This window comes from Enterobacter sp. Sphag1F, from assembly GCF_014193275.1.
Lineage (GTDB): Bacteria > Pseudomonadota > Gammaproteobacteria > Enterobacterales > Enterobacteriaceae > Pantoea > Pantoea symbiotica.
On the sequence record NZ_JACHZD010000002.1, the window covers coordinates 822020 to 848167 of the forward strand.

Sequence of the window (26148 nt, forward strand, 5' to 3'; positions counted from 1 at the left end):
ATGAACGATAGTCCGCAGAAAAGATCGATCTGGACGCGCATCCATATCGACCCGCTGTTTATGCTGATCATTCTCAGCTTGCTGACCTACAGCGCCATCGTCATCTGGAGCGCCAGCGGACAGGATCCCGGCATGACCGAGCGTAAGTTCGGGCAGATCGCTATGGGAATCGTCATCATGCTGGTGCTGGCGCAGGTGCCGCCGCGCGTTTATGAAAGCTGGGCGCCCTATCTCTATATTGTCTGTGTGATATTGCTGATCGCGGTGGATGCATTTGGCCACATCAGTAAAGGCGCACAGCGCTGGCTCGATTTGGGTTTTGTGCGCTTCCAGCCCTCGGAGATCGCCAAGATTGCCGTGCCGCTGATGGTGGCGCGCTTTATTAACCGCGATGTCTGTCCGCCGACGCTGAAAAACACCGGCATCGCGCTGGTGCTGATTTTCATGCCAACGCTGCTGGTGGCGGCACAGCCTGACTTGGGTACGTCGATTCTGATCGCCGCTTCCGGTCTGTTTGTGCTGTTTTTATCCGGTATGAGCTGGAAACTGATTGGTATCGCCGTGCTGCTGGTGGCGGCCTTTATCCCGATTTTGTGGTTCTTCCTGATGCACGATTATCAGCGCGACCGCGTGATGATGCTGCTGGACCCGGAAAGCGATCCGCTTGGCGCCGGTTATCACATCATCCAGTCGAAGATTGCTATCGGTTCCGGTGGCCTGCGCGGCAAAGGCTGGCTGCACGGCACCCAATCGCAGCTGGAATTCCTGCCAGAACGCCACACCGACTTTATTTTTGCCGTGCTGGCAGAAGAACTCGGCCTGTTTGGCGTGTTGTTATTACTGGTACTCTATTTGCTGCTGATCATGCGCGGACTGATTATTGCTGCGCGCGCGCAAACCACCTTTGGTCGCGTGATGGCGGGCGGTTTGATGCTGATTTTATTCGTTTATGTTTTCGTTAACATTGGCATGGTAAGTGGTATCTTACCGGTGGTTGGCGTACCGCTGCCGCTGGTGAGCTACGGCGGATCGGCATTGATTGTGTTAATGGCTGGATTTGGCATTGTGATGTCGATCCATACTCATCGAAAAATGTTATCTAAAAGCGTTTAAGAGGCTGCACATGCGTAAGGACTGGCTTGGGGTTGCACTGGCATCATTGGTACTGGCTGCCTGTTCCACACCGGAACCGCAGAATAATACTGCGCCACCGCAACCGGCCTATAACGGCCCGGTAGTGGAAATTCCTGGCGTGGAACCACGCTATGAACCGATCAATCCTTCCACCAGCCAGGATTACAGCGTCAACGGTAAAAACTACCGCGTGATCAAAGATCCTTCGAACTACAGCGAAGTGGGTTTAGCCACCTGGTACGGTGACGAAGCGCAGGGTAATCGCACTGCTATCGGTGAATCTTACGATCCGGAAGGCATGACAGCCGCGCACCCTACGCTGCCGCTGCCGAGCTATGTGCGCGTGACTAACCTCGCTAACGGTCGCCAGATTGTGGTGCGCGTTAATGATCGCGGTCCTTATACGCCAGGCCGCATTATCGACCTGTCGCGTGCGGCGGGAGATCGCCTGAATATCTCTAACAATACTCGCGTGCGCGTTGATTACATCAAAGTGGCGCCGGATGGCTCAGTTTCTGGTCCCGGCACCATCGGTACCACCGTCGCCAAACAGAGCTACGCCCTGCCCGCACGTCCGGATCTCGGCGGCGGTATGGTGATGATGGGCGGCAGCGCCAATGCGGCACCAGCGCCTGCACCGCAAGATGTGCGCGCGGTAGATAACAGCACCTTGCAAAGCAATGACAGCATGGGTGCGCCAGTCCAGAGCAGCGGTTTTCTCGGTGCGCCACAGCCGTTAGCCACGGGTGTGCTGGAAGGCAGCGAGCCGGTTGCCGCGCCAGCGCCAACAACCACTTCTGCGCCAGCCGCAGCACCGCCTGCCAGCAGCCAGAATGCCCATGCCGGCAGCGGTTATGTGGTGCAGGTTGGGGCCATTAACGATCCGGCGCGGGCGCGCCAGTTGGCGGAAAGCCTGGGTAAACGTTTTGGCGTACCGGGCGCCGTTGAAGCCAATGGCAACATCTATCGCATTCAGTTAGGTGGCTATCAAAGCCGTGCCGAAGCCGCCGCCTTGCAGCAGCGTCTGAACACTGAAGCGCAAATGAGCTCATTTATTACCACTGCCCGTCCATCGATGTAACGGACAGTGACATTTCCTGCTGAAACTGATTTGCAAAGCAAGATGTCGCCCGATCGGGCGTTTGCTATAGTTAGGCACTTTTTTCACTCTAAACCCACGGATGTTGTAGTCCTGAACATGAATACGCTGAAACCTTCTCGTTTTCTGAAACGCCTGACAGTGGGATCACTGGTCGCCCTTTCTCTCAGCCATGCCGCTTTTGCGGACGATGTTAACCTTAAGACTATGATTCCGGGCGTACCGGACATTGATGCTGAAGCTTATGTGCTGATCGACTATAACTCCGGCAAAGTGCTGGCCGAAAAGAACGCGGATGCACGCCGCGATCCGGCAAGTTTGACCAAAATGATGACCAGCTACGTGATTGGTCAGGCGGTCAAAGCGGGCAAAATCCATAACGATGACATCGTGACCGTGGGCAAAGATGCCTGGGCAACCGGTAATCCGGTATTCAAAGGTTCATCCCTGATGTTCCTGAAGCCAGGCGATCGTGTACCGGTTTCTCAGCTGACGCGCGGCATCGTGCTGCAATCAGGTAACGACGCTTGTGTGGCGATGGCGGATTATGTTGCCGGCAGCCAGGACGCGTTCGTTAACCTGATGAACAACTACGTTGGCGCACTGGGCCTGAAAAACACCCACTTCCAGACCGTGCACGGTTTGGATGCCGAAGGCCAATACAGCTCGCCGCGCGATATGGCGTTGATCGGCCAGGCGCTGATCCGTGACGTGCCCGATGAGTACGCGGTTTACCGTGAAAAAGATTTCACCTTTAATAACATCAAGCAGACCAACCGTAACGGTTTGCTGTGGGATACCAGCCTGAACGTGGATGGCATCAAAACCGGCCACACAGACGCAGCGGGCTACAACCTGGTTGCCTCTGCAACTGAAGGCCAGATGCGTTTGATCTCGGCGGTGATGGGCGGTCGTACTTATAAAGGCCGTGAAACCGAGAGCAAGAAATTGCTGACGTGGGGCTTCCGCTTCTTCGAAACCGTGGCACCGCTGAAAGCAGGCAAAGAGTTTGCGTCTGAGCCCGTGTGGTTCGGTGACAGCGATCGTGTTCAGCTGGGCGTGGAAAAAGATGCCTATCTGACCATCCCACGTGGCCGCATGAAAGACCTGAAAGCCAGCTACGTGCTGAACAACACTGAACTGCACGCACCGCTGCAGAAAAATCAGGTCGTGGGCAGCATCAACTTCCAGTTGGATGGCAAAACAGTTGAACAGCGTCCGCTGGTGGTGCTGAACGAAGTGAAAGAAGGTGGTTTCTTCGGCCGCATCATCGATTACATCAAACTGATGTTCCACCACTGGTTTGGCTAAGGCGCGCTTGAAAAAACGCCAATTTGCCCCCAAATAAGCTACTATCTTTGCTCCCGCCTCGGCGGGAGCCTGTTTTTTTAAGCACCGGAGTCAATGTATGAAAACCAAATTGAATGAACTGCTCGAATTCCCTACGCCTTTCACCTACAAAGTGATGGGTTTGGCGCAACCGGAGCTGGTTGATCAAGTGGTTGAAGTGGTGCAGCGCCACGCGCCAGGCGATTACAAACCGGACGTTAAGCCAAGCAGCAAAGGCAACTATCACTCGGTTTCCATCACCATCATCGCTACCCACATTGAGCAGGTTGAAACCCTGTACGAAGAGCTGGGCAACATCGAAATCGTGCGGATGGTGCTGTAATTCTGGCGCTGGCAAAGTCCGCTTTGCCAGCGTTATACTCTGCCTTCCACTCTTTACCGGATCTCTGCTTTGTCAGCTAATACGCTTCTTGTTCGTCAACTCGGCCAGCGCGATTGGCAACCCATCTCCGATGCGATGCATCACTTTACCGATCAACGCGACAGCAACACCGCCGATGAAATCTGGCTGGTGGAACATCATCCAGTGTTCACCCAAGGTCAGGCGGGCAAAGCCGAACATCTGCTGATGCCGGGCGATATTCCGGTGGTACAAAGCGATCGCGGCGGCCAGGTCACCTATCACGGCCCCGGCCAACAGGTGATGTATGTGCTGATCGACGTGAAACGTCGCAAGATGGGCGTACGCGAGTTAGTGACAGCACTGGAAGAAACGGTGATCGCCACGCTGGCCGACTATGACATCAGCGCGCGTGCGCGACCGGATGCGCCAGGCGTCTACGTGGGCGATGACAAGATTTGCTCGCTGGGGCTGCGCATCCGTAAAGGCTGCTCGTTTCACGGCCTGGCGCTGAATGTGGCGATGGATCTCGCGCCCTTTCTGCGCATCAATCCGTGCGGATATGCCGGGATGCAGATGACGCAGCTCAGCCAGCTGCAGCCGGGCGTCACGCCCGCCGATGTGCGGCCGCGTCTGGTGCAGCATTTCGCCTGTTTAAGCGGATTTACCCAACTGGAATGGCAAAATGATGCCGCGGTCTGACCTTGACTGTACGTGCGCATTTACAAAATTGTAACTTTTGCACTGGCTAATCGGCTGCTTATGAACAGACGAGATGATATAATTTTTGCCATATTTTCAAAAAAAGTTGAAAGCCTGGTTCTCAGTTTGAGTGAGGAAGCTTTCAAATCGCAATCCCGACCGGAACCTGCAGATTTATGAGTAAACCAATTCAGATGGAACGTGGCGTCAAGTATCGCGATGCCGACAAAATGGCGCTGATCCCGGTGAAAACCGTGATGGTTGAGCGTGAAGAAATTCTGCGTAAGCCGGAATGGATGAAGATCAAACTGCCTGCGGACTCCAGCCGCATTCAGGGCATCAAAGCCGCGATGCGTAAAAACGGTCTGCACTCAGTGTGTGAAGAAGCCTCCTGCCCTAACCTTGCAGAGTGTTTTAACCACGGCACCGCGACCTTTATGATCCTCGGCGCGATTTGTACCCGTCGCTGCCCATTCTGCGATGTGGCGCATGGCCGTCCGAATATGCCTGACGCTAACGAACCGCTGAAACTGGCCCAAACCATCGCCGATATGGCGCTGCGTTATGTGGTGATTACTTCGGTGGACCGCGATGACCTGCGCGACGGCGGTGCTCAGCACTTTGCTGACTGCATCAGCGCGATTCGCGAAAAAAGTCCAACCATCAAAATTGAAACGCTGGTGCCAGACTTCCGTGGTCGTATGGATCGCGCCCTGGACATCCTCACCGCGACGCCACCGGATGTGTTTAACCACAATCTGGAAAACGTACCGCGCGTTTACCGTCAGGTTCGTCCGGGCGCCAACTACGATTGGTCACTGAAGCTGCTGGAGCGTTTCAAAGAAGCGCATCCGGATATCCCGACCAAATCGGGTTTGATGGTAGGTTTGGGCGAAACCAATGCCGAAATCGTAGAAGTGATGCGCGATCTGCGTCGCCACGGCGTCACCATGCTGACGCTGGGACAGTATCTGCAGCCAAGCCGTCACCACTTACCGGTACAGCGTTACGTTAGCCCAGCCGAGTTTGATGAGATGAAAGAGGAAGCGATGGCGATGGGCTTCACCCATGCCGCCTGCGGCCCGTTTGTGCGCTCGTCTTATCATGCTGATATGCAGGCCAAAGGTCTGGAAGTTAAGTAATATTCCTCGCGATTGCGTTCTTAATAGGCCGCAATCGCAAAAATCTCCTTAAAAGTCTTAATCCTTGTCTTAAATCTGTCGCTTTAACCGCTGAGGGCATAAGAGCCTATTTCTTTTTCTCAGTGTATTTTTTTGAAGGTCAGATAATGCAAACATCCTTTCATATAGATGTGCTCGATGCTTCCCGAGTACCCGATGTGTCAGGTCAATCCTCGGGTTCGCGGCAATACAGTGCATCTGAAGAGAGTCTGGATGCGCTGAAAGCGCGTACCACTCCGATCGACAACACCAATCCGTATGTTTCACCCCATGCTTCATGTGCACATGCGTTTTTAGCAACCGCTATTAGCCTTGAACATCGCTATGATGAAATCCATCTGCAGTTACCGGTTCGCCTTGACGCTTCTCTTGCTGCTGTCCCCTTAATTTCTCAGACAACGCCGGAGGAATCAGAAGAGGTGTCTTATATTGCGGGTTTACAAATCGAATATCCGATATTTCATTCAGAGCCTGAAATCCACTGGAACTTCGATCTGCTTGACGGCGCAAACATTCCCCCCCTTTCTTCCTTTGAATTGTCTCACGTCAGTCTGCAAACATCTGAGATTGAAATAGCTGATTTAGCGGAACTCAATATCATAACCACCGAAATTGATGCGGTTTTGCTTCCCCTCGCGCAAAACGCAATGGAAATGGTCGATATGGAGCTGATGGATTTGGTGATGCAAGAGGATGCAGAGCCGATGGCAATGTTACCCATGTTATCTTTCGAAGAGGTGCTTGAGAGTGGATCAATTCAAAACGAATTATCCGCACCTGAATCATGGCAGTATGCTGCGATTGAAGAAAGGGAGACGATCGAGGACGTTAATATCGTCTGGCATTAATTCCAAAACAAAAACCAGACTGGCGACAGTCTGGTTTTTTATCAACGTAATAAATATTTACACTTATTGACGTTCGGCGCAGAGATTACTCTTTGTGGCTGACACGTTCAGCAGGTGCTTCTTCAGCGCTGCTTTTGGATGCGCCGGATTCATCATCTTTCATGGCTTTCTTGAAGCCTTTGATTGCGGAACCCAGATCGCCACCCAGTGAACGTAACTTGTTGGTGCCAAAAAGCAGTACGATGAGCGCACCGATGATCAGCAGTTTGGCAATACTGATACCTTCCATAATTTACCTTTCAACCAATGTGAAAAACGGACCTGACTATTAACTCGCAGTTTATAAACGGCCTCAACTGCAATCTGTAACAGAGTGAGACCGCCCGCCTAAATAAAGCGGCTGAGAAAAGCCTGCGTGCGCGGATGTTGCGGATTACCAATCACCTGCTCCGGACTGCCCTGCTCCACTACCACGCCACCATCCATAAACACCACGCGATCGGCCGCCTCACGCGCAAAACCAATTTCATGGGTCACCACAATCATGGTCAGACCTTGATCGGCTAAGGTGCGCATGGTGGCCAGCACTTCGCCGACTAACTCAGGATCGAGTGCCGAAGTCGGTTCATCGAACAGCATCAGTGCCGGTTTAATCGCCAGCGCACGCGCAATCGCCACACGCTGCTGTTGACCACCTGACAGATGACGCGGCCAGGCATCAGCTTTGTCACTCAATCCCACGGTCGCCAACAGTTCACGGGCATGCTTGAGCGCGTCCTGCCGCGCAAATTTGTGTACACCAATCGGCGCTTCAATGATGTTTTGTAGCACCGTCATATGCGGATAGAGATTGAACTGCTGAAACACCATGCCGATTTTCTGACGCTGATGAGCAATTTTACGCGCCGACAGGCGATGCAAAATACCGCGCTTCAGCTCATAACCGATCTGGTCGTCACCCACCATAATCGAACCGGCATTCATGTCTTCCAGATGATTAATGCAGCGCAAAAAGGTAGATTTACCCGAGCCCGATGGTCCGAGAATCACTACCACTTCACCCGGAAACACATCGAGATCGATGCCTTTTAGCACTTCGTTATCGCCATAACTCTTCTGCACATTCCGCGCTCGCACCAGCGGCTGAACTTCACTCATACATCCTCCTTCAGACGGTGCGCGACGGCTGGCGCGGCTTCGTTAGCGGCAACACGACGTTTGTTCACTACCGTGCGGGTGGTGCCGCGTGCGTAGTAACGTTCGATAGCGGACTGGCCCACGTTGAGAATCGAGGTGATAAATAGGTACCAAATCACTGCTACCATCAGCATCGGGATAATTTCAAAGGTGCGGTTATATACGGCCTGCACCGAGTACAACAGATCGCCCATGGCGATCACACTCACCAGCGACGTCGCTTTGATCATGCTGATCAACTGGTTGCCAGTTGGCGGAATGATTGAACGCATCGCCTGTGGAATGATTACTCGGCGCAGCGCACGGCTGCGGCTCATGCCAAACGCCTGGGTGGTTTCGACCTGACCGTTATCCACTGACAGCAAGCCAGCGCGAATGATCTCGGCCATATAGGCTGCTTCATTGAGCGCCAGTCCGGCAATCGCTGCGGTCAATGGCGTGATCAGATCGTTGGTATTCCAGCTGGCAAAGGTAATATCCGTCCACGGAATAGTGAGCGAGATCGTGGGAAACAACGTCGACAGGTTATACCAAAAGATCAGCTGCACCAGTAGCGGCGTACCACGGAAAAACCAGATATAGAGCGACGACAAGCCGCTCAGCAATTTGTTTTCCGAAAGACGCCATACGCCCAGCAACAGCCCCAGCAGCGTGCCGAGAATCATCGACACCACCGTCAAGCCGAGCGTGACCTGCAGGCCTTTCATCACCGAACCTTCGGTGAACCACTGCAGCACCACGTTCCACTCAAAATTGGGATTGGTCGCTACCAGCCAGAGGAAGTTTGCCGCAATAACCAGCACCAAAATCCATGAGATCCAGCGCCCATAGGTGGGCGCACTGCGGGCAAAAGCCACATCGCGCTGCTGCACGTCGGCCTTATCCCTGGCTCGCGAATTGTTGGTGACCGGACTCATTTTGCTGCCCCTTGCGCCAGGTTACGTCCCGGTTGCTGCAACACGTTGCCGTCTAATTTCCACTTCTTCATGATCGCCGCGTAGGTGCCGTTACTGAACAGCTCTTTGTAAGCATCCAACACTACATTGCCCAGCTCCGATCCTTTCGGTACCACGGTGCCCTGGAAAATGTCGCCAAAGCCGTTTTTCTTGCCTTTGCCCGACAGCTCTAGCTGACCATTAGCCTGTTCGATAAAGTAAGTCAGCGGCGCCTGCGACGAGAAGAAGGCATCGGAACGTTTTGAGCGTACGGCTAAAATCGACGACGGCTGATCGGTGAAGGACTGCACCACCACCGCCGGCTTACCCGCCGCGACACAGGCATCGGACTGCTTGCGAATCACCTGTTCCGCCGAACCGGCCGCCATCACCGCAATGCGTTTACCACAGGTATCTTCCAGACCATTAATCTTTGATGGATTGCCTTTCTGCACACCAAACACCACGAACTCCTGCACGAAGTCGATAAAATCGACCTTCTGCTGACGATCCGGATAATCTCCAATCGGCCCAATCGCCATCTGGTAGCGACCGGAATTAATGCCGGTCAGCACGCCCGACAAACCGCTCACTGTGGCATGTTCAATCTTCACGCCCAGCAGCTGCGCCAGCGCTTCAGTGAGATCGGCGGAGGCACCGTCCATTGAGTGCGGACCGTTAACGATCTCGTACGGAGGAAAGGAACCGTTGTTTACCGAGATCATTTTGCCGCTGCTTTTAATCTCTGCTGGCAGACGATCGTGCAGTGCCTGATCCACTTTTTGTGCCGGAATAGCGTCAGCTGCCTGAGCGAAACAGGCCGTCAGGCCCAATGAAAGCGCGATGGCGGTAGCAAGAATTTTCATCAGTCAGATTCCCCAGCGATCAAAGTGGTTTAAGTTCGGGACGAGCAAAACAGCGATTCTCCAGCACCGGCAGTACGCTGCGTGCATAGGCGATGCGCTGCGGATCGAGATCGGCAAACACCAGCGCGGCCGACTCCGGCGCTTTGGCAATCGCCACGCCCAGCGGATCGATCACCAGACTGTTGCCGATGTTGCGTGGACCGCATTCGCCCACCGCCACCATGTAGCAGGTGTTTTCCAGCGCACGCGCGGTGGTCAGCAATTCCCAGTGCATCTCTTTCAGCGGACCTTTTACCCACGCCGCTGGCAGCACCAGCACATCAGCGCCATCGAGCACTAAGCGACGCGCCAGCTCCGGGAAGCGCACGTCGTAGCAGGTCATCAACCCGACTTTCATGCCTGCTACTTCAACCAGTGGCGGAATCTCGCGCCCTGGATTCACACGCTGCGACTCCTGCATGGCGAAGGCATCGTACAGGTGCAGTTTCACGTATTCGGCGATGATTTCGCCGTTGCGAATGGCGATCAGCACGTTGAGCGCCTTCTGCCCTTCTGTTGGCACGTGCACGCTCATCATGGTGGTCAGGTTGTTGCCTTTGCTAACCGCCAGCAGCTGCGTGACGAAAGGACCATCCAGCGGCTGCGCCGCCTTCAGCACCAGATCCGGATCGGCGATATCACGCGCCAGCACACCTTCCGGCAGCACCAGCAGATCCGCGCCACCCGCCAGCGCCTGGTTCATCAGTCCGATGCAGATATCGGTGTTTTCCTGCCATTCGCGGCTGACGGCAAATTGCCCCATTGCTACTTTCATCATTATTCTCCTCGCGCCGCAGCCGGGAAAATCGCTTCCGGCGTCAGCAATGTTTGGGTTAGGCCTTGCTGGAACAGCTCATTCGCAAAATCGGCAATCATCTTTTTGTTAACCGAAAATCCATTCTGATTCCAGTTGGCGGGTAATTCCTGCGCGGTGCGCCGCAAATCGTCCAGCAGCCACGGCGTGGTGTCGGCGTATTTCTCGCGCTTCTTCATCCATATCTGGTACGAACGATCGATGATGTCGCTCAGCGCCTGAGGCAGCCACGGATGCGCCTCGGCTAAGGCAGGCTTCAGCGCCAGTAAATGAATGCCCGGCACATAGCCGACGCGATTAAAGTAGTCGCGCTCGGCTGCGGCAAAATCAACCTGCATCTGGCGCAGACCTGAATCGGCGAGGAAGAAACCTTCCGGCATAAAGGGCGTAAAGACTGCATCCAGCTCGCCCGCCTTCAGCAGTTCAATCAGAGGGCGCTCGCCTGGCGCCGGTTCTATACGGCCCGGACGACCAAAACCGGCCAGACGATCAACAATCGGATGATCTTCGGTCAAACGACCGGCAAACCAGTACGCATCATCAATCTCCACGCCCGCTTCTCGCAGCACGGTGCGCGTCCAGGTGTTGCCTGAATCCTGCCAGCCGGTTACGCCGATCTTTTTGCCTTTCAGCTGCGCTGGCGTGGTAATCGGGCTGTCGCTGCGCGTGATGATGCAGCGCTGGCGGAAACCGCGCATCAGGAAGTGTGGCAGGCCCAGTAGCGAAGTGTCACCTTTGGCTCGTGCCTGAGCAAAGCGGCTAAATGACACTTCACCGGCGTCGTATTTCTCGCTGGTGGCGAGGTTATCCACCAACGTGCCAACGCGATCGATCTCCAGCGTGAACCCTTCCGGTTTGATATCGCCAAGTGCCAGCGGTGTGAAGTAATCCCAGTCACGTACCGCCAGTCTGATGGTTACCATAGTTATGCTTTCCCCGTCTGTTCTGCCAGCCCTGCGGCTGTGATTATTTATGCAGCAAATAGTGCTTGAATTTGAGTCTAAAACGCGAATACTAATCTGAACAATCTATTATTTGTTACTGAACAAAGGATTTTCTTATGACGCAAAGTGTGGATTTGGAGTGGCTTAGCCAGCAGATCACGGATGCCTCAGTCAAAGGCATCACGCATGCGGCATCAACACTGATTCGCGATGGGCAGATTGCAATTGGCATGCAAATGCCGGCGGTACGCGAGTTGGCTGAGCGATTGGGCGTGAGTCCGGCAACGGTTTCCGCTGCATGGGCGCAACTGAAGAAGCAGAAAGTGCTGGCGGGGAAAGGTCGCAGCGGCGTGTGGGTGAGCGGTAACAGCGTGATGCCGCGTCCGATTCGTTTCGAGAAGATCGGTAATTACGGTGAGAATGTTCAGGCGTCACTGGCGATGGCCTCACCAGATCCAACGCTGTTGCCGGATCTGCGTCAGGCGATGCTGGCTGGCATTGACTCACCGCAACTGAATAGCTATCAGCGCGAGGCGATTTCACCACAACTGCAGGATGCCGTGACGCCGCGCTGGCCCTATCCCGCCGAAGCCTGGCTGGCGACCGACGGCGGTTTTGATGCCATGAACCTGATCGTGCAAACCTTGCTGTCACCGGGCGATCGTGTGGTGATTGAAGATCCTACTGCCACACGATTACTGGATATTTTAGACAACATTGGCGCTGAAATTTTACCATTGCCATGTGATGAACAAGGGCCAATTCCCTCGGCGCTGAGCACGCTGATGCAGAAATCTCCGGCGATGTTTATCTATCAACCGCGTACTCATTCAGCCACCGGACACAGCGTGAGTCAACGACGCAGTGCAGAGCTCGCACGCGTGCTGGCGAACAGTAGCACCATCATTGTGGAAGATGATGGCATTGGCGATCTGTCGCGCTGGCCGGTGTTTAGCCTCGGCTTCCACTATCCTGAACGCGTGCTGCATGTGCACTCGTTTTCCAAAGCTTATGGGCCAGATTTGCGTCTGGCAGTGTTATCAGGCACTGCGGAAATGGTGAAGCGTCTGCAAGCGTGGCGCAACTTTGGCGTGAGCTGGACCAGTCGTATTTTGCAGGATGCCGTGGCGTGGATGCTCAACGACGAGCAGACTCAGCAACGTATTCAGCAGGCCAAAGCCACTTACGCGCAGCGTCGCCAGCAGTTACTGGCAGCGCTGGCGAAACGCGGTTTAGTGCTGGAGGAACGCGATGGATTAAGCGTGTGGATTCCAGTGGAATCGGAGCAGTACGCGATGATCACGCTGGCTGCGCGGGGTATCGCCGTGCTGCCCGGTGAACGCTGTAGCATTAACAGCCGGCAATTCATTCGCGTCAGCGCGGCGCTGCTGCCTTTTGTACAACTCGACAGCATCGCCGATGCCATTGTGATTGCCAGCGGACGCGAGCTAAATCTTAACCCAGATCTTTAATGTGATAGCGCGGTGATTCCACATAGCCTTCGCGCGCATAGAATTGATTGGCTTTGAGGCGCGATGAGTGGCAATGCACTTCCATGCGATCGCAACCGCGTGAACGCGCCAGCTGCTCGGCGTGATTCAATAGCTGCTGTCCGCTTCCCTTGCTGCGTTCGCCTTCGGCAATACAAAAGTAACTAATGCGGGCGAAATCGCCTGCCAATGCCAGCTGTGGAATAAAGTGCAACGACAGAAATCCCAGTACTTGATTGCCGTGTTCAGCGACCAATAACGTTTCATCCGGATGATGAATAAGCTGCGCCAAACGCGAATCGATAAATCCTTCCGTCGCGCTATAACCTAATTCGGTTAATAACGCGCTCAATGCAAAACTGTCTTTTGCCTGTGCCTGACGTATGTTCATCCTGCCTCCTCATTTTCCCTGAGCAGTTATATAGCGTTGCCGGATAAAAATCTGCAAGTAAGCATTGGTGTGGCTGTGTTACGGAAGTTATCTGTGAGATGTGCCGCAGAATCTGTCTTCAGACAAAGCAGCGAGCTGATTTAAGAATAAAAAAAACCCGCCAGAAGGCGGGTTTTCAGAATTCGAACTGTTAAATTACAGTGCGATAACGTTAGCAGCTGATGGGCCTTTAGCACCGTCAGTGATTTCGAACTCAACGCGCTGACCTTCAGCCAGAGTTTTGAAACCGTTGCTGTTGATTGCAGAGAAGTGTACGAATACATCTTTGCTGCCATCTTCTGGAGTAATGAAACCGAAGCCTTTCGACTCATTAAACCACTTTACGTTACCTTTGATCTTAGACATCTATATTACCTTTACATGAAAAAAGGACACTAAACTGTGTCGACGTCTAGTACAGCAATTGCGGTGACATTTGTCCAGTGCGATTTGATGAAAAAGTGATAAATATTGATTTTTTGCATGCCGATCACACTTTCTGCACGCCGCTAACGCTTAAAACTCAAATCTCAGCCAGGCAAAATAGACATTGCCATTATTGTAAGTGCCGGGAATATAAGTCATTTGGAAAGTAGCTGGACCATATCCGATTGATGCTAAAGGTAATATCAGTGGAACCGGAATGTATTTCCAGTTATCCCTCGCCGTTACGCCCGCCGTATATCCCGCACCCAAATGGAAGTTTTGATCGCTAAGCGGTCGCCATGTCGCTTCCCAACCGTAACCACCAATTGGCTCCCATTTGTTAAACGAGTCTTTAAACGCCATCAGGTACAGGCCGTGCCAGTTGCCTTTTTCATCCCAGCGTGAAACACCCGCACCCGCGCCCCACGGGCGTTCGTTGTACTTATCGATGTGTTCATCGTCGTAAGTCCAACGGTTATGCCAGGTAATCGCCGGCAGATAAAAATCGTAACTCTGCGGCTGCGACCAGGTTTGCGACACGTTGTCGCTAAAAGTGTTCCAGCCAGATTTGATGGCTTGTGAAGTTGTAACCGCTGATGCTGAAAATGAGACCGATAAGGTCAAAATGCAGCCTAACAAAGCTGCAGAAAAGTGCCGATTCACAACATAATTTCCTGTTAAGTCATGCTGAAAAATTTATTACCCGAAGGCGGATTTTTCAGGTTCCTTTACGACGAGTTTCTAACGTAATTGCCAGGATGATAGTAAAAAATGAACTTAATCTCTCCAGGCAAATTCTTGGATGTTGGCGAATTTTATCTCAAGCAGGGCGCGAAATTGAAACGTCAGATAAACGGATAGGCATTACCGCGGAATGTACATAAAGTGCAAACCTGCTGTAATGATAACGGCAAGCAATAAGATAGCTTTCAGAGACTTAGCGCAAACAATTCACATACGGAATAAGTTAATAAAATTTATCAATTGAACTCATCAGACGAATAAGATAAATCTCGATACTCCAGGACGGAGATGGGGAAAAAACTGACATGACTATTCGTTGTAGCCGCTGCGGTTGCGCTAAATTTTTTTACACGTTATCCGACTGCGAAAAGGTCGATTCGACAAATCATCATGGCGCCTGCTGCGCACGATGTCAGAAACCGCTAAACCTGCACGATCTCATTCTGCCTGTCGCGTCCTGTAAAGACAGCGAAAAAACCTATGCTGAATAAAAAATTCAGGCACCCGCAGGTGCCTGTCGTTGTCAGAAAATCAGTTTAAAGACGCCTGTAATTGTCAGTAATCCAACGATGAAGATGATGGCGATGACCCACAGAATTATTTTCATTGTTCGCTCCTTCAAGTATGAAAAATAACGTGTCTGTTAACCAGTATAGATGATCATTCTGCCTTCGCTGGGCGCTGCGAGCGTGGTCACAGCCCTAAGTTCTCATTTCGTCTGACGCAGATTATTTTCTGCGAGACGGGTCGCAGCATTCGCTTTTCCTTCCCCTTATTACCGCACTCAGCGCTCGTCTACAGGCTAAACTTACTTCGCCTGAAGAGGCCTCAATTGTTATCAATGCCTACGTAACAAGGAGATTCTTATGAGCACGATTAATACCAGCATGGGGCGTTACAGCCTTAAGGCAAAGGATTACGGCAACCACATCAGCGGCAGTATTGCGATAAATGATGAAGGTGGCACGCAACTCACCATGCAGGAGTTTGAAGAGCATTATCTTGACGATGTCATCAACAATGTCATTTATCCGGTCACCGGCGGGAATCGAGAAATTACCCGCGCGTTACGTGATCAAATGGTCAAAGCAGGTTTTGAACAGCCGCACTGAGTTTTTGGGCCACACGTTGTGGCCCTTTACTTCTTTATCGCTGACTTGCGGTTATTACTGGTTTCGTCGCAGGATGCAATATCGTTCATGATAAGGAGATTAACCGCGTGAGTACTCTGCATCTTATTCCCCCTTCCCGCCTTCATCAGTTTGTTCAAGCCATTTGGTTACATGCTGGCAGCAGCGCCGAAGAGGCGCGCCTGGTCGCCGACCACTTAGTGGCCGCCAATCTGGCGGGTCACGATTCACACGGCGTTGGCATGATTCCGAGCTACATGAAATCGCTGGCGCAAGGTTTTCTGCAACTCAATCAACATGCCAGCGTGGCAAAAGACGCAGGTGCTGTGTTGACGCTACATGGCCATAACGGTTTTGGTCAGGTCGCGGCGTTTGAGGCGATGCAGCTTGGCATTGAGCGCGCAGCCAAACTCGGCATTGCAGCGGTTGGTTTACACCATTCGCACCACATTGGTCGCATCGGCCATTGGGCGGAACAGTGCGCAGCCGCCGGTTTTGTCTCGTTTCACTTCGTCAACGTGATGGGCGATCCCATGGTGGCGCCTTTCAACGGTAGCGATCGTCGTTTTGGTACCAATCCGTTCTGCGCCATTTTCCCGCGTCGCAATGCCAAACCGCTGCTGCTCGATTTCGCCACCAGCGGCATCGCCTTTGGTAAAACGCGGGTGGCGTGGAACAAAGAGCAGCAGGTCGCGCCAGGTTATCTGATTGATCATCAAGGCCAGCCGACCACCGAACCGGGCGTGATGCATCAGGCGCCGTATGGTTCGCTGATGCCGTTTGGTCTGCACAAAGGCTATGCGCTGGCGACCATGTGCGAAATCCTCGGCGGCGCGCTGTCGGGCGGCCGCACCACGCATGATGACACGCTGGTCACCAGTCACGATGCCATTTTCAACTGCATGACCACCATCATCGTTAATCCGGATGCGTTTGATGCGCCCGCAATGCAGGAAGAAGCAGAATCATTCCTCGAGTGGGTGAAACAGTCGCCGCAAAGTGGCGATGCACCGATTCAGGTGCCCGGCGAGTGGGAAGAGCAAAACCGCGTGGCACGTGAACGCGATGGCATTCCACTGGATAGTAATAGCTGGGAGCAAATCTGTGACGCGGCGTTACAGGCAGGAATGCCGCAAGAAGAACTCGCGGCGTTCCGCGCCTTGACGCAGTAAACCGCAAGCGGCTGAGGCGCGATGCCTCAGCCTTGATGCTTAGATGACGCTGGCAAGCAGTAAACAGCCCACCAAACCGCACACTGAAATGATGGTTTCCAGCGCCGACCATGAACGGAAAGTCTCGCCGATGGTCAGGTTGAAATACTCCTTAAACAGCCAGAAGCCTGGATCGTTGACGTGAGAGAAAATCACGCTGCCTGAGCCGACCGCAATCACCATCAGTTCCGGGCTGGCGCCGCTGGTGACGATCAACGGTGCGACAATACCGCCAGCCGTAATCGCCGCCACGGTCGCGGAGCCCAGCGCAATACGCAGCACGGCTGCAATCGACCACGCCATGAAGATGGGCGACAGATTGGTTTCATGCATCATGCTGGCGATGTATTTATCGACTCCGCTATCCACCAGCACCTGTTTAAACGCCCCGCCACCGCCAATCACTAACAGCATCATCGCGATGATCTTGATCGAATCGGTGATGGTGCCCATCACTTCATCCATGCTGCGGCCACGGTTCAGACCGAAAGTGAAGATGGCGATCAGCACCGCTATCAAGGTTGCCATGATCGGGTCGCCAAAGAACTCGGCATACGGTAATAACACGTGACCTTTCGGCAGCAGCATTTCCGCCACTGCGCGCAATGCCATCAGCACCACCGGCACCAATGCCGTCCAAACGCTGACGCCAAAGCCAGGCATCTCAGCTTCAGTAAAGGTTTTTGGGTTCCACAAGCCTTCCGGGATCGGCTTATCAATGCCTTTCAGGAAGCGCGCATAAACCGGACCGGCAAAAATAACGGTTGGAATTCCCAGCAGCGTTCCGTACAGCAGCGTTTTACCCATATCGGCGTTGAACAGCGTAGCGATCGCGGTTGGGCCCGGATGCGGTGGCAGGAAGCCGTGCGTTACGGAAAGTGCTGCCGCCATCGGTACACCGACGTACAGCAATGGCACACGTGCGGAAGCGGCGATGCTGAACACCAGCGGCAGCATCAGCACAAAGCCCACTTCATAGAACAGCGCAAAGCCGACGGTGAAGCCGGTCAGCACCAGCGCCCACTGAATATGCTTCTCGCCGAACTTAGCGATTAACGTGGTGGCGATGCGCTGCGCCCCGCCGCAATCTGCCAGCAGTTTACCCAGCATCGCGCCGAAGCCCATGATCAGCGCGAGGCTGCCCAAGGTGCCGCCGACACCGGTTTTAATCGAAACGATAACTTTGTTGACCGGCATGCCCTGCATCATGCCTACGGCCAGCGCCACCAGAATCAGCGCGATAAATCCGTTCAGTTTGAAACGAATCATCAGCAGCAGCAGTAACGCTACGCCAATCGCCACATAGAGTAATGGCATAATTTTTCTCCACTTTTGCGCGCGGTGAATCACCGGCAGCGGTTTATTTTGGTTATCCCAGAGGACATGAGAATCAACAGCGTGCGCCGCAGGAAAACATCCTGCTGAGCAATGTTACGGGTATCATGTTAAGGGTAACATTGCGCACAAAGCACCTGGCGCAGCGGCGGAATTTCTGTTTTGCGAAGGTGATCAACTTTTTGCCGGCGGGTTATCAGAATGTTTGCAGCGGGAGTGTCACGGCTTTTGGTTACACTAAGGTCTTTACGCCAAACAAGAAGGACATGCAGGTGAGTGAGAATCTGATCGAGTTGTACAGTAATCAACAAACCCTGTTTGGTCGCGGCAGTATTGACCAGCTGATTCCGCTGCTGGCGGCCAATACTCAGCCGACGCTGCTGTTTTGCGGCCGCTCATTCCTTAACGGTCCAGCCTGGGCGCGCCTGGGTGCAGCGCTCAACGATCAGATCATCGGTTACGAGATCGTCAGCCATGAAGCCTCGCCGGATGAGATTGATGGTTGGGTGCGACGCTGGCGCGGCCATGTTGATCGCGTGGTGGCGATTGGCGGCGGCAGCGTGCTAGATGCGGCCAAAGCCTTTAGCGCGATGATGCAGCACCCGCTGAATACCGCACGTTATCTGGAGAAAGTCGGCGATACGCCAGTACAAGCGGTAACCTTGCCGCTGATCGCCATTCCCACCACGGCGGGCACCGGCAGCGAAGCCACGCAGAACGCGGTGGTGACCGATCAGCAGCATATTCAGGTCAAAGCGTCGCTGCGCCATCCAGTCTTTGTGCCGCAGGTGGCGATTCTCGATCCCGATCTGCTTAAAGGCGCGCCAGACAGCGTACTGGCAACCTGCGCCATCGATGCCTTCACCCACTTATTCGAAGCCTATATGTCGCGCAAAGGTAATCTGTTTACCCAGCAAACCGCGCTGAATGGGCTGCGACTGTTCTTCCAAGCCTGGCCAGATTTAAATCGTGACGACGAAAATGGTGATGCCGCGCGAGAAGCGATGATGATGGCGTCATGGTTGGGTGGCGTGTGTCTGAGTAGCGCCGGATTGGGCGTGATCCACGGTATTGCTGGAGAGCTGGGGGCGATCAAACCGTTCCATCACGGCGAAGTGTGCGGACGCTTACTGTTCCCGTTCCTCGATGTGCTGGCGGAAACCGAGCATGTTGAGCAGCAACGTTTGATGGCGCAGCTCGGTCAACAGCTGTTGCCGGACGATCCCGCGCCGCCAGCATTGGTGTTGAAAGCCTGGATCCAGCAGCAGGCGATCGTGCCGTTCTGGTTAGACGGCCCAACGCTGTCAGCCACCGACGTGGACTGGATTGTGTCGCGCGCCAATAGCAAAAACGGTTGGGTCAGCTACGACGCACCCACGTTAACCGAGATGATCGCCGCCGCCTGGCGCATCGTCTAAATGATAGCGGGCAGCCAACGCTGCCCTCATGCTCGTCAGTTAAGCGTTTTTCGGTCACCATAAATGGCGACGCTACAAGGATTGGCGCGTTTTTCGTAGGGTGCGCATTCATGCGCACCTGCATGCATATGGAAATTAACGCTCAGCCACTTTAAACATCGCGATCTCTTGCGCCAGCTGCGCCGCTTCATCACGTAGCGCCTGGGTATTTTCGGCGGTTTGCGTCACCAGCATCAGGTTTTGCTGAATACCGCGCTCCATCTGCGAAACCGCCAGCGTTACCTCCGCAATACCTTTGCTCTGCTCATCGCCGGCCACGCGCATCTCGCTTACCACTTGCTTCACTTTGTGCACGTCGGTGACCAGTTGCGAAAGCTGCTGCCCCGCGCCTTCCACCAGCTTACTACCAGCCAATACGTTGCTGTCGGAATCGGCAATCAGCGCTTTAATTTCCTGCGCCGCCGTGGCGCTGCGCTGGGCTAAAGCCCGCACTTCCGATGCCACCACGGCAAAACCGCGTCCCTGCTCACCGGCGCGCGCCGCTTCCACCGCCGCATTCAGCGCAAGGATGTTGGTTTGAAACGCGATGCTATCGATCACCGTCAGGATCTCCGCCACACGGCGCGACGAGGATTGGATAGCGCCCATGGTGCTCACCACTTCGCCCATCACGTCGCTGCTGCTGCGGGCAATCTGCGCGGTCTGTTCGGCGGCAGCATCAGCCAGTCGGGTATTTTCGGCGTTTTGCTGCACGGTCGCGTTAAGCTGCTCCATCGCCGCCGCGCTCTGCTCAAGCGCTGCGGCCTGTTCGGCAATTTTCTCCGACAGCGCGGTGTTACTGTGCGCCAATCCTGATGCATTGGCCGCCACCGTTTCGCCGCTGCCCTGCACGCGAGTAATCACGCCCGCGATCTTATCGACAAAGCTGTTGAACGCACCGGCGATATCCGCCAGCTCATCGCGTCCACTTTTGGTCAGGCGGCGGGTTAAATCGCCATCGCCATTGGCAATCTCATCCAGCGCAGCATGCGTGGCCTTCAAGCGCTGGCCAATACGTTTGGTAAACGCCCAGGTTAACAGCAGCAGCATGATCATCGCCGGAATCAGGAAGGTAAAGATGTCACGCATCATGGTACGTGCCAGGCCGCTAACCGCACTTTCCGGCGTTACGAGGCCAATCACCCAACCGGTGCCGGGCATGCGGAACAGCGTGACCTGCGCGCTGGTGTGCAAGTAGTCGTCATTGAAATCCGACAGCTGCAATACCTTGCCATCGCCTTTTAACTGAGCGATACGTGCGGCCAACGGTGCCAGCCAGCTGGATTTTTCCGCCAGGCTGCTTAGGGTGGTGAGCGATTTCACATCCTGGCCTGGGTAATAGAGCAGATTGCCCGCGCTATCGAGCGCAAAGGCATAACCGCCAGTCACCTGCCCTTTCTGCTGCATAAAGCTCGCAAGATTATCCAGTTGCACATCCAGCGTCGCGACACCGGCAAAACGATCGCCCGCCGCGTACGGCACGCTGCAGGTCACCATTTTCACGCTGGAGACCGGATCCTGATAAACCTCAGACCAGCCGCAACGATCGCGCGGTCCATTGCGCACCGCGCTGTACCAGCTTTCCTGTTGATAGCCATTGCCCGCAGGCAGGTTGTAGTCATCGGAATAGGCCAGCGCGCCATCACTCTGCCGCGCCCAGAAGAAGCTGCGACGCTGCACACCGGCGCTAAAAGCATCGGGTTCCGGCCATACGCCGCCGCCGGCAATGGTTTTATTGCCGCTGCTGTTGATGATTTGCGGGAAACTTTGCTGCCACAGCGTGGCATCGTGCGGCAACACTTCGGCAAGGCGCGCCATACTGACGGCTTCGCCTTCAATGCGCACCAGTTGCTGATTTAATTGGCTGACCAGATTGCTACCGGCCTGCTCAATCAGCGTATGGCTGGCCTCGATGACGCGCGGTTGGCCGCGCAACAACAGAACGGAGAGCACCACTGCGGTTGTGACGCACAGTAATAGCAGGCCACCCAGCGTCATGCGGGTAGCCAAACGGGTTGGCAACATAATTTATCCTTTCTAACCGACTGCATTAACGATTGAGATAAGAAGTGCCGCTCAGCGGCGAATTGTGCGTTCCGTCACAATCGAATATCGGCAAAGCAAAGAATAAATTCAGCTATAAATGACGATTAGATGACAAACGGCGGTTTGCCGGCCAACATCTGCTCAATCACCTGTAAAACGCCCTCGTCGTTATTACTCGGTGCTTCAAAGCGCGCCGCATCTTTGACCTTCTGCGGCGCGTTCGCCATGGCAAAGCTGAAGCCAGACTGCTGAAGCATTTCGAGATCATTACCGCCATCACCAAACACCAGAATTTCACTGCGTTCGATGCCCCAGCGTTTGCCCAGCAGATCAAGGCCATGGCCTTTGTGGTTGCCCGGCACGATCAAATCCACCGATCCGTGACCGCTGGACGTGGCGGCCGCCGCACCCTGATGCAGACGCTCAATGTCCGCCATCAGCGGTTCCACGTAATCATCAGATAGATTCAGCGCGAACTTGAACAGCTTATCGCCCGCCACTTCATCGAGGCTGCGAATCGCCTTCAGGCGATGGCAGTAGTGACGCATTTTCACCAGCCACTTTTCATCGAGGCCTTCGAAGTAGTACGCGCTGTCGCGCCCGCACAGGATGTAACGCAGTTCGGGATAATTACCGTTGTGCAGCGTATCCAGCACCGCATCAATATCCTGGCGGGAGAACTCGCCGCAGAATAACTCTTCATCACGATCGATAATCCACGCGCCATTTTCGGCCACGAAGGCAATTTCGCTGGCGATATCAGGGAAGAAGGATTTGAGTTGGTAATATTGGTTGCCGCTGGCTACCACAAATTTGATGCCGCGCTGCTTCATTTCCTGATAGCAGGCGTTAAAACGCGCGCGATTGTACTGTTTATTGTCGTCGAGAAAGGTGCCGTCTTTATCCACCGCCACCATTTTTACCACGGTCATCATCACTCCTTAACGTATCGAAAGGAAAAACGGGTCGCAGAGAGAATAACCTGGTGAGCGGATAAAGCGGAGAGAAACACGGATGGCCAAAGCCATCCGCTAGGGAAGATTAGTTGAAGGCGCCGTTGAGCAGAATCGCGGTGATGATGCCGGTTGCTGCGGCCACCAGCACGTAATTACCATCGATATAAGCCCAATGCTCACCACGCGGTGGCTCATACAGGCCACGGTCGCGCCAGTCATCTACGCGATAGTGCGGACCACGAAACTCTGGCGGTGCCGGATAGCCGCGACGGAAATCATGGCCGCCCCAGGCGAAGCGGTCGCCGCCACGATGCCCTTCCGGCATAAGATGGTCAGCGTAATGGTCGTGACGATCCGGGCCAGGTCCGCGATCGTGATCGTGATCGTGGCCACGGTCGTGATTATCACCGCGATCCGGTCCGTGGTCGCCGCCACGATCAGGCCCGCGTCCGTGGTCCTGATGCTGGTCGCCGCCGTGCGACTGCCAGCGCTGGTCACCTGGGCCGTCTGCCCAAGAGACGCTTGAAAACAGTGTGCTGCATGCAATAAATGACGCAATAAGACTTAGTGTTGTTTTTTTCATGGTGTTGCCTCCAATGATAACGGCGGTTGCTGTGCCGTTGAGCATTACTATTGATTAAATGGAGACAGAAAAGCATTTCCAAAACTCTTAAAAACCGGATACTTACAGGAAATTACGTCAACTTATCACTTTCTTAACGATTGTGTATTTTCTGACATTAGCTGGATCGAACGGACGCATGCGCGTTTATTGGGGAGAAAGCGGGGGAAATAAAGAAAAACCCGATCGCAAGGATCGGGAGGATAATTCAATTTCCATAAATTGCATAAAGGGGTAAACCCTGCAAAAGTGAGGGTAAAACTGAAGCACACAACGCCACATCACTAGCATTGCCGGTAAACAATACCATTTAAAATTGAAAAGTTCTTTTGAAAAGGGCTACTTTTCAGAAAAATACGTAAAAATTAACCGACAAGATGAAATAATATTTTGCGAAACGTTGTTTCAGGTTAAATAAGGTCTGTGCTCTGACCAGATTCAGCACGACATAAATACTACCGCCAGAAAGCAACATTAACGTCATAATAAGAAAGAAAAATAACTCATAAAATCAATGAATTTTGACCAGGAACCCGCTTTTCATGCTGCATTATGCGATCAGAGTTCAGTGTAATTCATCATTCACCCGCCATTATTACGATACAATCCCTTTCCTGCCCCCATTAATTCACGCCAGTGATTAATATCGCGCTTAATATATTCTCTGTTGCGCAACACGTTAATACTGTGATTTCGACAGCGTCGTTATTTAAGGAAAACGTTTACATGGAAAGAATATTAGTCAGTGCTTGCCTGATGGGATACGCGGTGCGCTATAACGGCAGCGATAAGAAACTTATCTCCGACACCTTAGCGCGCTGGCGCAGCGAACAACGTCTGGTCATCCATTGCCCTGAACTGGCTGCAGGCTTAGACACGCCACGTTTACCCGCAGAAATTCACGGCGGCAGCGCAGAACAGGTATTAACCGGCGCGGCGCGCATCCTCGAATCCGATGGTCGCGATGTCACACAACATTACGTGCTGGCGGCGTGGCTAGCGCTGCGTGCGGCGCAAGACGCGCGCTGTCGCTTTGCCCTGCTCACCGATGGCAGCCCAACCTGCGGCAGCCAGCGCATCTATGACGGCAGCTTTAGCGGCCAGCAGCGATCCGGTCAGGGCGTCGCAACTGCATTGCTGCGTCAGCACGGGATTGAAGTGTTTGCCGAATCACAGCTCATTGAGTTGATTCAGCGGGTCTCTGAAGCCGATAAATGTCGCATGGTCGATGCCGGATGACGCGCTAACGCCGCAGCAGGACGAATCGGACGACGCACCAGTTCACCGCTGCAATTAGGGCAGCGCTGCGCCAACGCGCCTTCCGCGCAGGCAACACAAAAGGTGCATTCAAACGAACAGATGCGTGCATCAAGCGACTCCGGCGGCAGATCTGTATCGCAGCATTCGCAGTTAGGACGTAGTTCCAGCATGATTTCCTCCGGTGAGTTTCAGCCGCCATCATCACCGTAATAATGCCGCAGCACCAGCCAGTGAACAGACATCAGGCGGACAAATCGGGACATCGTTTGTCTGCGCTCGTCAGGCGCTTAAGCGAACCATCTGACCTAAAAACATTACATTCCCCGAAAGGCGTTCTATAGTTCAATCGCCTTATCTACTAACGAGACACTGTAATGCGTATTAAAGGACTTAATTTAGGCTTCTTTATCGTTATTTTGGCGATTGTCACCTACGCCTTTTTTGATGTGCTGACACCGTATTTTTCTGCCATTTTTTGGGCCGCGATTCTGGCGGTGATCTTCCATCCGCTGAAGTCGCTGTTGCGCCGCAAAATGGGCGATCGTAACGGTCTTGCTGCGTTTGCCACGCTGCTGATTATCTGCCTGATTGTGTTCACGCCGCTGGCGCTGATCACCTCTTCGATGGTGGTTGAAGTCAACACGGTGTACACCAAGCTACAGAACAACTCCGCGCAGTTCCCGACGGTGTTTGCCGATCTGCTGCAACATCTGCCTTCGTGGGCGCGTAACTATCTCGCCGATAACAACCTTAACAACGCGCAGGAGATTCAGCAGAAGCTCTCTGGTTTTGCGCTGAAAGGCGGCCAGTATATGGCGGGCAGCGTATTCCTGATCGGCAAAGGGACCTTCACCTTTACCGTTGGCTTTGGCGTGATGCTCTATCTGCTGTTCTTCCTGCTGAAAGATGGCGCCTGGCTGGTGAATTTGATTCTGGAAGCGCTGCCACTTTCTACCTACGTGAAACATCATCTGATGATGAAGTTCGCAGCGGTGTCACGTGCCACGGTCAAAGGCACGGTGGTGGTTGCGGTAGTGCAAGGTGTGTTGGGTGGCATCGCCTTCTGGATCACCGGCATTGACGGCAGCTTGCTGTGGGGCACCTTGATGGCGTTCCTGTCGCTGATTCCGGCGGTCGGTTCTGCGATTGTTTGGGTTCCGGCAACCATCTTCTTCTTCGCCACCAGCGCCATCTGGAAAGCCCTGTTCCTGATTGGCTTCTTCGTGGTGGTAGTTGGCCTGGTGGACAACATCCTGCGTCCGCTGCTGGTCGGTAAAGACACCAAAATGCCGGACTATCTGATCCTGATCTCCACGCTGGGCGGCATGGAAGTGTACGGCATCAACGGCTTTGTGATTGGTCCGCTGATCGCTGCGCTGTTCATTGCCTGCTGGAATCTGCTTTCCGGTCGCGATAACCGCGAGAACTCGGAAGAGATCGACGAAGAGTTTATCGAAGAGGGTAAAACCCGCGAGGAAGAGGGCAAAATCCGCGAATAACTGTTTCAAACGGCTACCGTTTATCGGTAGCCGCATTCCCGCATGAGAATATCGTCCCGCCATTTGCTATCATCGTTGCATTGATTACGGCTT

The 26148-nt window shown here is 53.8% G+C and carries 27 protein-coding genes; 13 read left to right on the top strand and 14 right to left on the bottom strand.

From position 1 onward, the window contains the following. The 7 genes from mrdB to FHW71_RS09385 all read left to right on the top strand — a co-directional run bounded on the left by mrdB (position 1) and on the right by FHW71_RS09385 (position 6654). Complete coding sequence (mrdB, locus tag FHW71_RS09355) at positions 1–1113, top strand: peptidoglycan glycosyltransferase MrdB (protein ID WP_179451793.1); 1113 nt, start codon at positions 1–3, stop codon at positions 1111–1113. A gap of 10 nt (positions 1114–1123) precedes the next feature. Beyond that, positions 1124–2215, top strand: a complete 1092-nt coding sequence (gene rlpA / locus FHW71_RS09360) for an endolytic peptidoglycan transglycosylase RlpA (RefSeq protein WP_179451605.1) — start codon at positions 1124–1126, stop codon at positions 2213–2215. 117 nt (positions 2216–2332) lie between these two features. Continuing rightward, positions 2333–3544: a D-alanyl-D-alanine carboxypeptidase DacA gene (gene dacA / locus FHW71_RS09365; protein WP_008103689.1), complete on the top strand. Its 1212-nt coding sequence runs from the start codon at positions 2333–2335 to the stop codon at positions 3542–3544. A gap of 97 nt (positions 3545–3641) precedes the next feature. Beyond that, positions 3642–3905 carry a DUF493 family protein YbeD gene (gene ybeD / locus FHW71_RS09370; RefSeq protein WP_008103691.1) on the top strand — a complete coding sequence of 88 codons (264 nt, stop codon included), beginning with the start codon at positions 3642–3644 and terminating at the stop codon, positions 3903–3905. A 69-nt stretch (positions 3906–3974) separates the two neighbouring features. Further along, positions 3975–4625 (top strand): lipoyl(octanoyl) transferase LipB, encoded by a 651-nt coding sequence (lipB, locus tag FHW71_RS09375; RefSeq protein ID WP_179451607.1) that lies wholly within the window; start codon positions 3975–3977, stop codon positions 4623–4625. 176 nt (positions 4626–4801) lie between these two features. Beyond that, positions 4802–5767 (top strand): lipoyl synthase, encoded by a 966-nt coding sequence (lipA, locus tag FHW71_RS09380; protein ID WP_061717397.1) that lies wholly within the window; start codon positions 4802–4804, stop codon positions 5765–5767. Positions 5768–5913: 146 nt separating this feature from the next. After that, positions 5914–6654 carry a hypothetical protein gene (locus FHW71_RS09385; RefSeq protein WP_179451609.1) on the top strand — a complete coding sequence of 247 codons (741 nt, stop codon included), beginning with the start codon at positions 5914–5916 and terminating at the stop codon, positions 6652–6654. 85 nt (positions 6655–6739) lie between these two features. Here FHW71_RS09385 and tatE read toward each other — a convergent pair whose 3' ends face one another. From tatE to FHW71_RS09415, 6 genes are all read right to left on the bottom strand, one after another. After that, on the bottom strand, positions 6740–6943 hold the full coding sequence (gene tatE, locus FHW71_RS09390) for a twin-arginine translocase subunit TatE (RefSeq protein WP_008103699.1): 204 nt from the start codon (positions 6941–6943) through the stop codon (positions 6740–6742). Between the two features lie 98 nt (positions 6944–7041). Next, positions 7042–7812: an amino acid ABC transporter ATP-binding protein gene (locus FHW71_RS09395; protein ID WP_061717399.1), complete on the bottom strand. Its 771-nt coding sequence runs from the start codon at positions 7810–7812 to the stop codon at positions 7042–7044. Then, the gene (locus tag FHW71_RS09400; RefSeq protein ID WP_179451611.1) at positions 7809–8768 is read right to left on the bottom strand and encodes an amino acid ABC transporter permease; all 960 of its coding nucleotides are present in this window, start codon (positions 8766–8768) and stop codon (positions 7809–7811) included. Before FHW71_RS09400 ends, FHW71_RS09395 begins: the two co-directional genes overlap by 4 nt. Continuing rightward, positions 8765–9652, bottom strand: a complete 888-nt coding sequence (locus FHW71_RS09405; RefSeq protein ID WP_061717401.1) for an ABC transporter substrate-binding protein — start codon at positions 9650–9652, stop codon at positions 8765–8767. The genes FHW71_RS09400 and FHW71_RS09405 overlap by 4 nt, the downstream gene beginning before the upstream one ends. A 19-nt stretch (positions 9653–9671) precedes the next feature. After that, entirely contained in the window at positions 9672–10466 is a 795-nt protein-coding gene (locus FHW71_RS09410; protein WP_061717402.1) for a deaminated glutathione amidase, read from the bottom strand. A 2-nt stretch (positions 10467–10468) separates the two neighbouring features. After that, positions 10469–11428 (bottom strand): ABC transporter substrate-binding protein, encoded by a 960-nt coding sequence (locus FHW71_RS09415; protein WP_179451613.1) that lies wholly within the window; start codon positions 11426–11428, stop codon positions 10469–10471. A 137-nt stretch (positions 11429–11565) separates the two neighbouring features. Here FHW71_RS09415 and FHW71_RS09420 point away from each other — a divergent pair, with 137 nt between their 5' ends. After that, the gene (locus tag FHW71_RS09420; protein ID WP_179451615.1) at positions 11566–12921 is read left to right on the top strand and encodes an aminotransferase class I/II-fold pyridoxal phosphate-dependent enzyme; all 1356 of its coding nucleotides are present in this window, start codon (positions 11566–11568) and stop codon (positions 12919–12921) included. On the opposite strand, the gene FHW71_RS09425 is transcribed toward FHW71_RS09420, so the two are convergent. From FHW71_RS09425 to pagP, 3 genes are all read right to left on the bottom strand, one after another. Further along, a complete protein-coding gene (locus tag FHW71_RS09425; protein WP_179451617.1) occupies positions 12905–13330 on the bottom strand; it encodes a GNAT family N-acetyltransferase in 426 nt (141 codons plus the stop codon). The two genes, FHW71_RS09420 and FHW71_RS09425, sit on opposite strands and share 17 nt — an antisense overlap. Before the next feature lie 195 nt (positions 13331–13525). Continuing rightward, positions 13526–13735, bottom strand: a complete 210-nt coding sequence (gene cspE, locus FHW71_RS09430; RefSeq protein WP_007890714.1) for a transcription antiterminator/RNA stability regulator CspE — start codon at positions 13733–13735, stop codon at positions 13526–13528. 150 nt (positions 13736–13885) lie between these two features. Then, positions 13886–14434: a lipid IV(A) palmitoyltransferase PagP gene (gene pagP / locus FHW71_RS09435; protein ID WP_085982350.1), complete on the bottom strand. Its 549-nt coding sequence runs from the start codon at positions 14432–14434 to the stop codon at positions 13886–13888. Between the two features lie 971 nt (positions 14435–15405). Here pagP and FHW71_RS09440 point away from each other — a divergent pair. Continuing rightward, the gene (locus tag FHW71_RS09440; RefSeq protein WP_061717406.1) at positions 15406–15651 is read left to right on the top strand and encodes a hypothetical protein; all 246 of its coding nucleotides are present in this window, start codon (positions 15406–15408) and stop codon (positions 15649–15651) included. A 107-nt stretch (positions 15652–15758) separates the two neighbouring features. Further along, the gene (locus tag FHW71_RS09445) at positions 15759–16841 is read left to right on the top strand and encodes a malate/lactate/ureidoglycolate dehydrogenase (RefSeq protein WP_179451619.1); all 1083 of its coding nucleotides are present in this window, start codon (positions 15759–15761) and stop codon (positions 16839–16841) included. Positions 16842–16880: 39 nt separating this feature from the next. On the opposite strand, the gene gntT is transcribed toward FHW71_RS09445, so the two are convergent. Next, positions 16881–18197 carry a gluconate transporter gene (gene gntT / locus FHW71_RS09450; RefSeq protein ID WP_179451621.1) on the bottom strand — a complete coding sequence of 439 codons (1317 nt, stop codon included), beginning with the start codon at positions 18195–18197 and terminating at the stop codon, positions 16881–16883. Positions 18198–18487: 290 nt separating this feature from the next. Between gntT and FHW71_RS09455 the strand changes: the two genes are divergently transcribed. Then, positions 18488–19633: an iron-containing alcohol dehydrogenase gene (locus FHW71_RS09455; protein ID WP_179451623.1), complete on the top strand. Its 1146-nt coding sequence runs from the start codon at positions 18488–18490 to the stop codon at positions 19631–19633. A gap of 135 nt (positions 19634–19768) precedes the next feature. Here the strand turns inward: FHW71_RS09455 and FHW71_RS09460 are convergent, their stop codons facing one another. From FHW71_RS09460 to FHW71_RS09470, 3 genes are all read right to left on the bottom strand, one after another. Further along, positions 19769–21697: a methyl-accepting chemotaxis protein gene (locus FHW71_RS09460; RefSeq protein WP_179451626.1), complete on the bottom strand. Its 1929-nt coding sequence runs from the start codon at positions 21695–21697 to the stop codon at positions 19769–19771. 125 nt (positions 21698–21822) lie between these two features. After that, positions 21823–22650 carry a Cof-type HAD-IIB family hydrolase gene (locus FHW71_RS09465; RefSeq protein WP_061717410.1) on the bottom strand — a complete coding sequence of 276 codons (828 nt, stop codon included), beginning with the start codon at positions 22648–22650 and terminating at the stop codon, positions 21823–21825. 109 nt (positions 22651–22759) lie between these two features. Further along, the gene (locus FHW71_RS09470; protein WP_179451629.1) at positions 22760–23257 is read right to left on the bottom strand and encodes an RcnB family protein; all 498 of its coding nucleotides are present in this window, start codon (positions 23255–23257) and stop codon (positions 22760–22762) included. Between the two features lie 765 nt (positions 23258–24022). On the opposite strand from FHW71_RS09470, the gene FHW71_RS09475 reads away from it, so the two are divergent. Beyond that, positions 24023–24535: a DUF523 domain-containing protein gene (locus FHW71_RS09475; protein WP_179451633.1), complete on the top strand. Its 513-nt coding sequence runs from the start codon at positions 24023–24025 to the stop codon at positions 24533–24535. Here the strand turns inward: FHW71_RS09475 and FHW71_RS09480 are convergent. Then, the gene (locus FHW71_RS09480; protein ID WP_179451634.1) at positions 24487–24726 is read right to left on the bottom strand and encodes a DUF1272 domain-containing protein; all 240 of its coding nucleotides are present in this window, start codon (positions 24724–24726) and stop codon (positions 24487–24489) included. The genes FHW71_RS09475 and FHW71_RS09480 overlap by 49 nt on opposite strands. 204 nt (positions 24727–24930) lie before the next feature. Between FHW71_RS09480 and FHW71_RS09485 the strand changes: the two genes are divergently transcribed. Continuing rightward, positions 24931–26055 carry an AI-2E family transporter gene (locus tag FHW71_RS09485; RefSeq protein WP_008103736.1) on the top strand — a complete coding sequence of 375 codons (1125 nt, stop codon included), beginning with the start codon at positions 24931–24933 and terminating at the stop codon, positions 26053–26055. Positions 26056–26148: the final 93 nt, after the last annotated feature.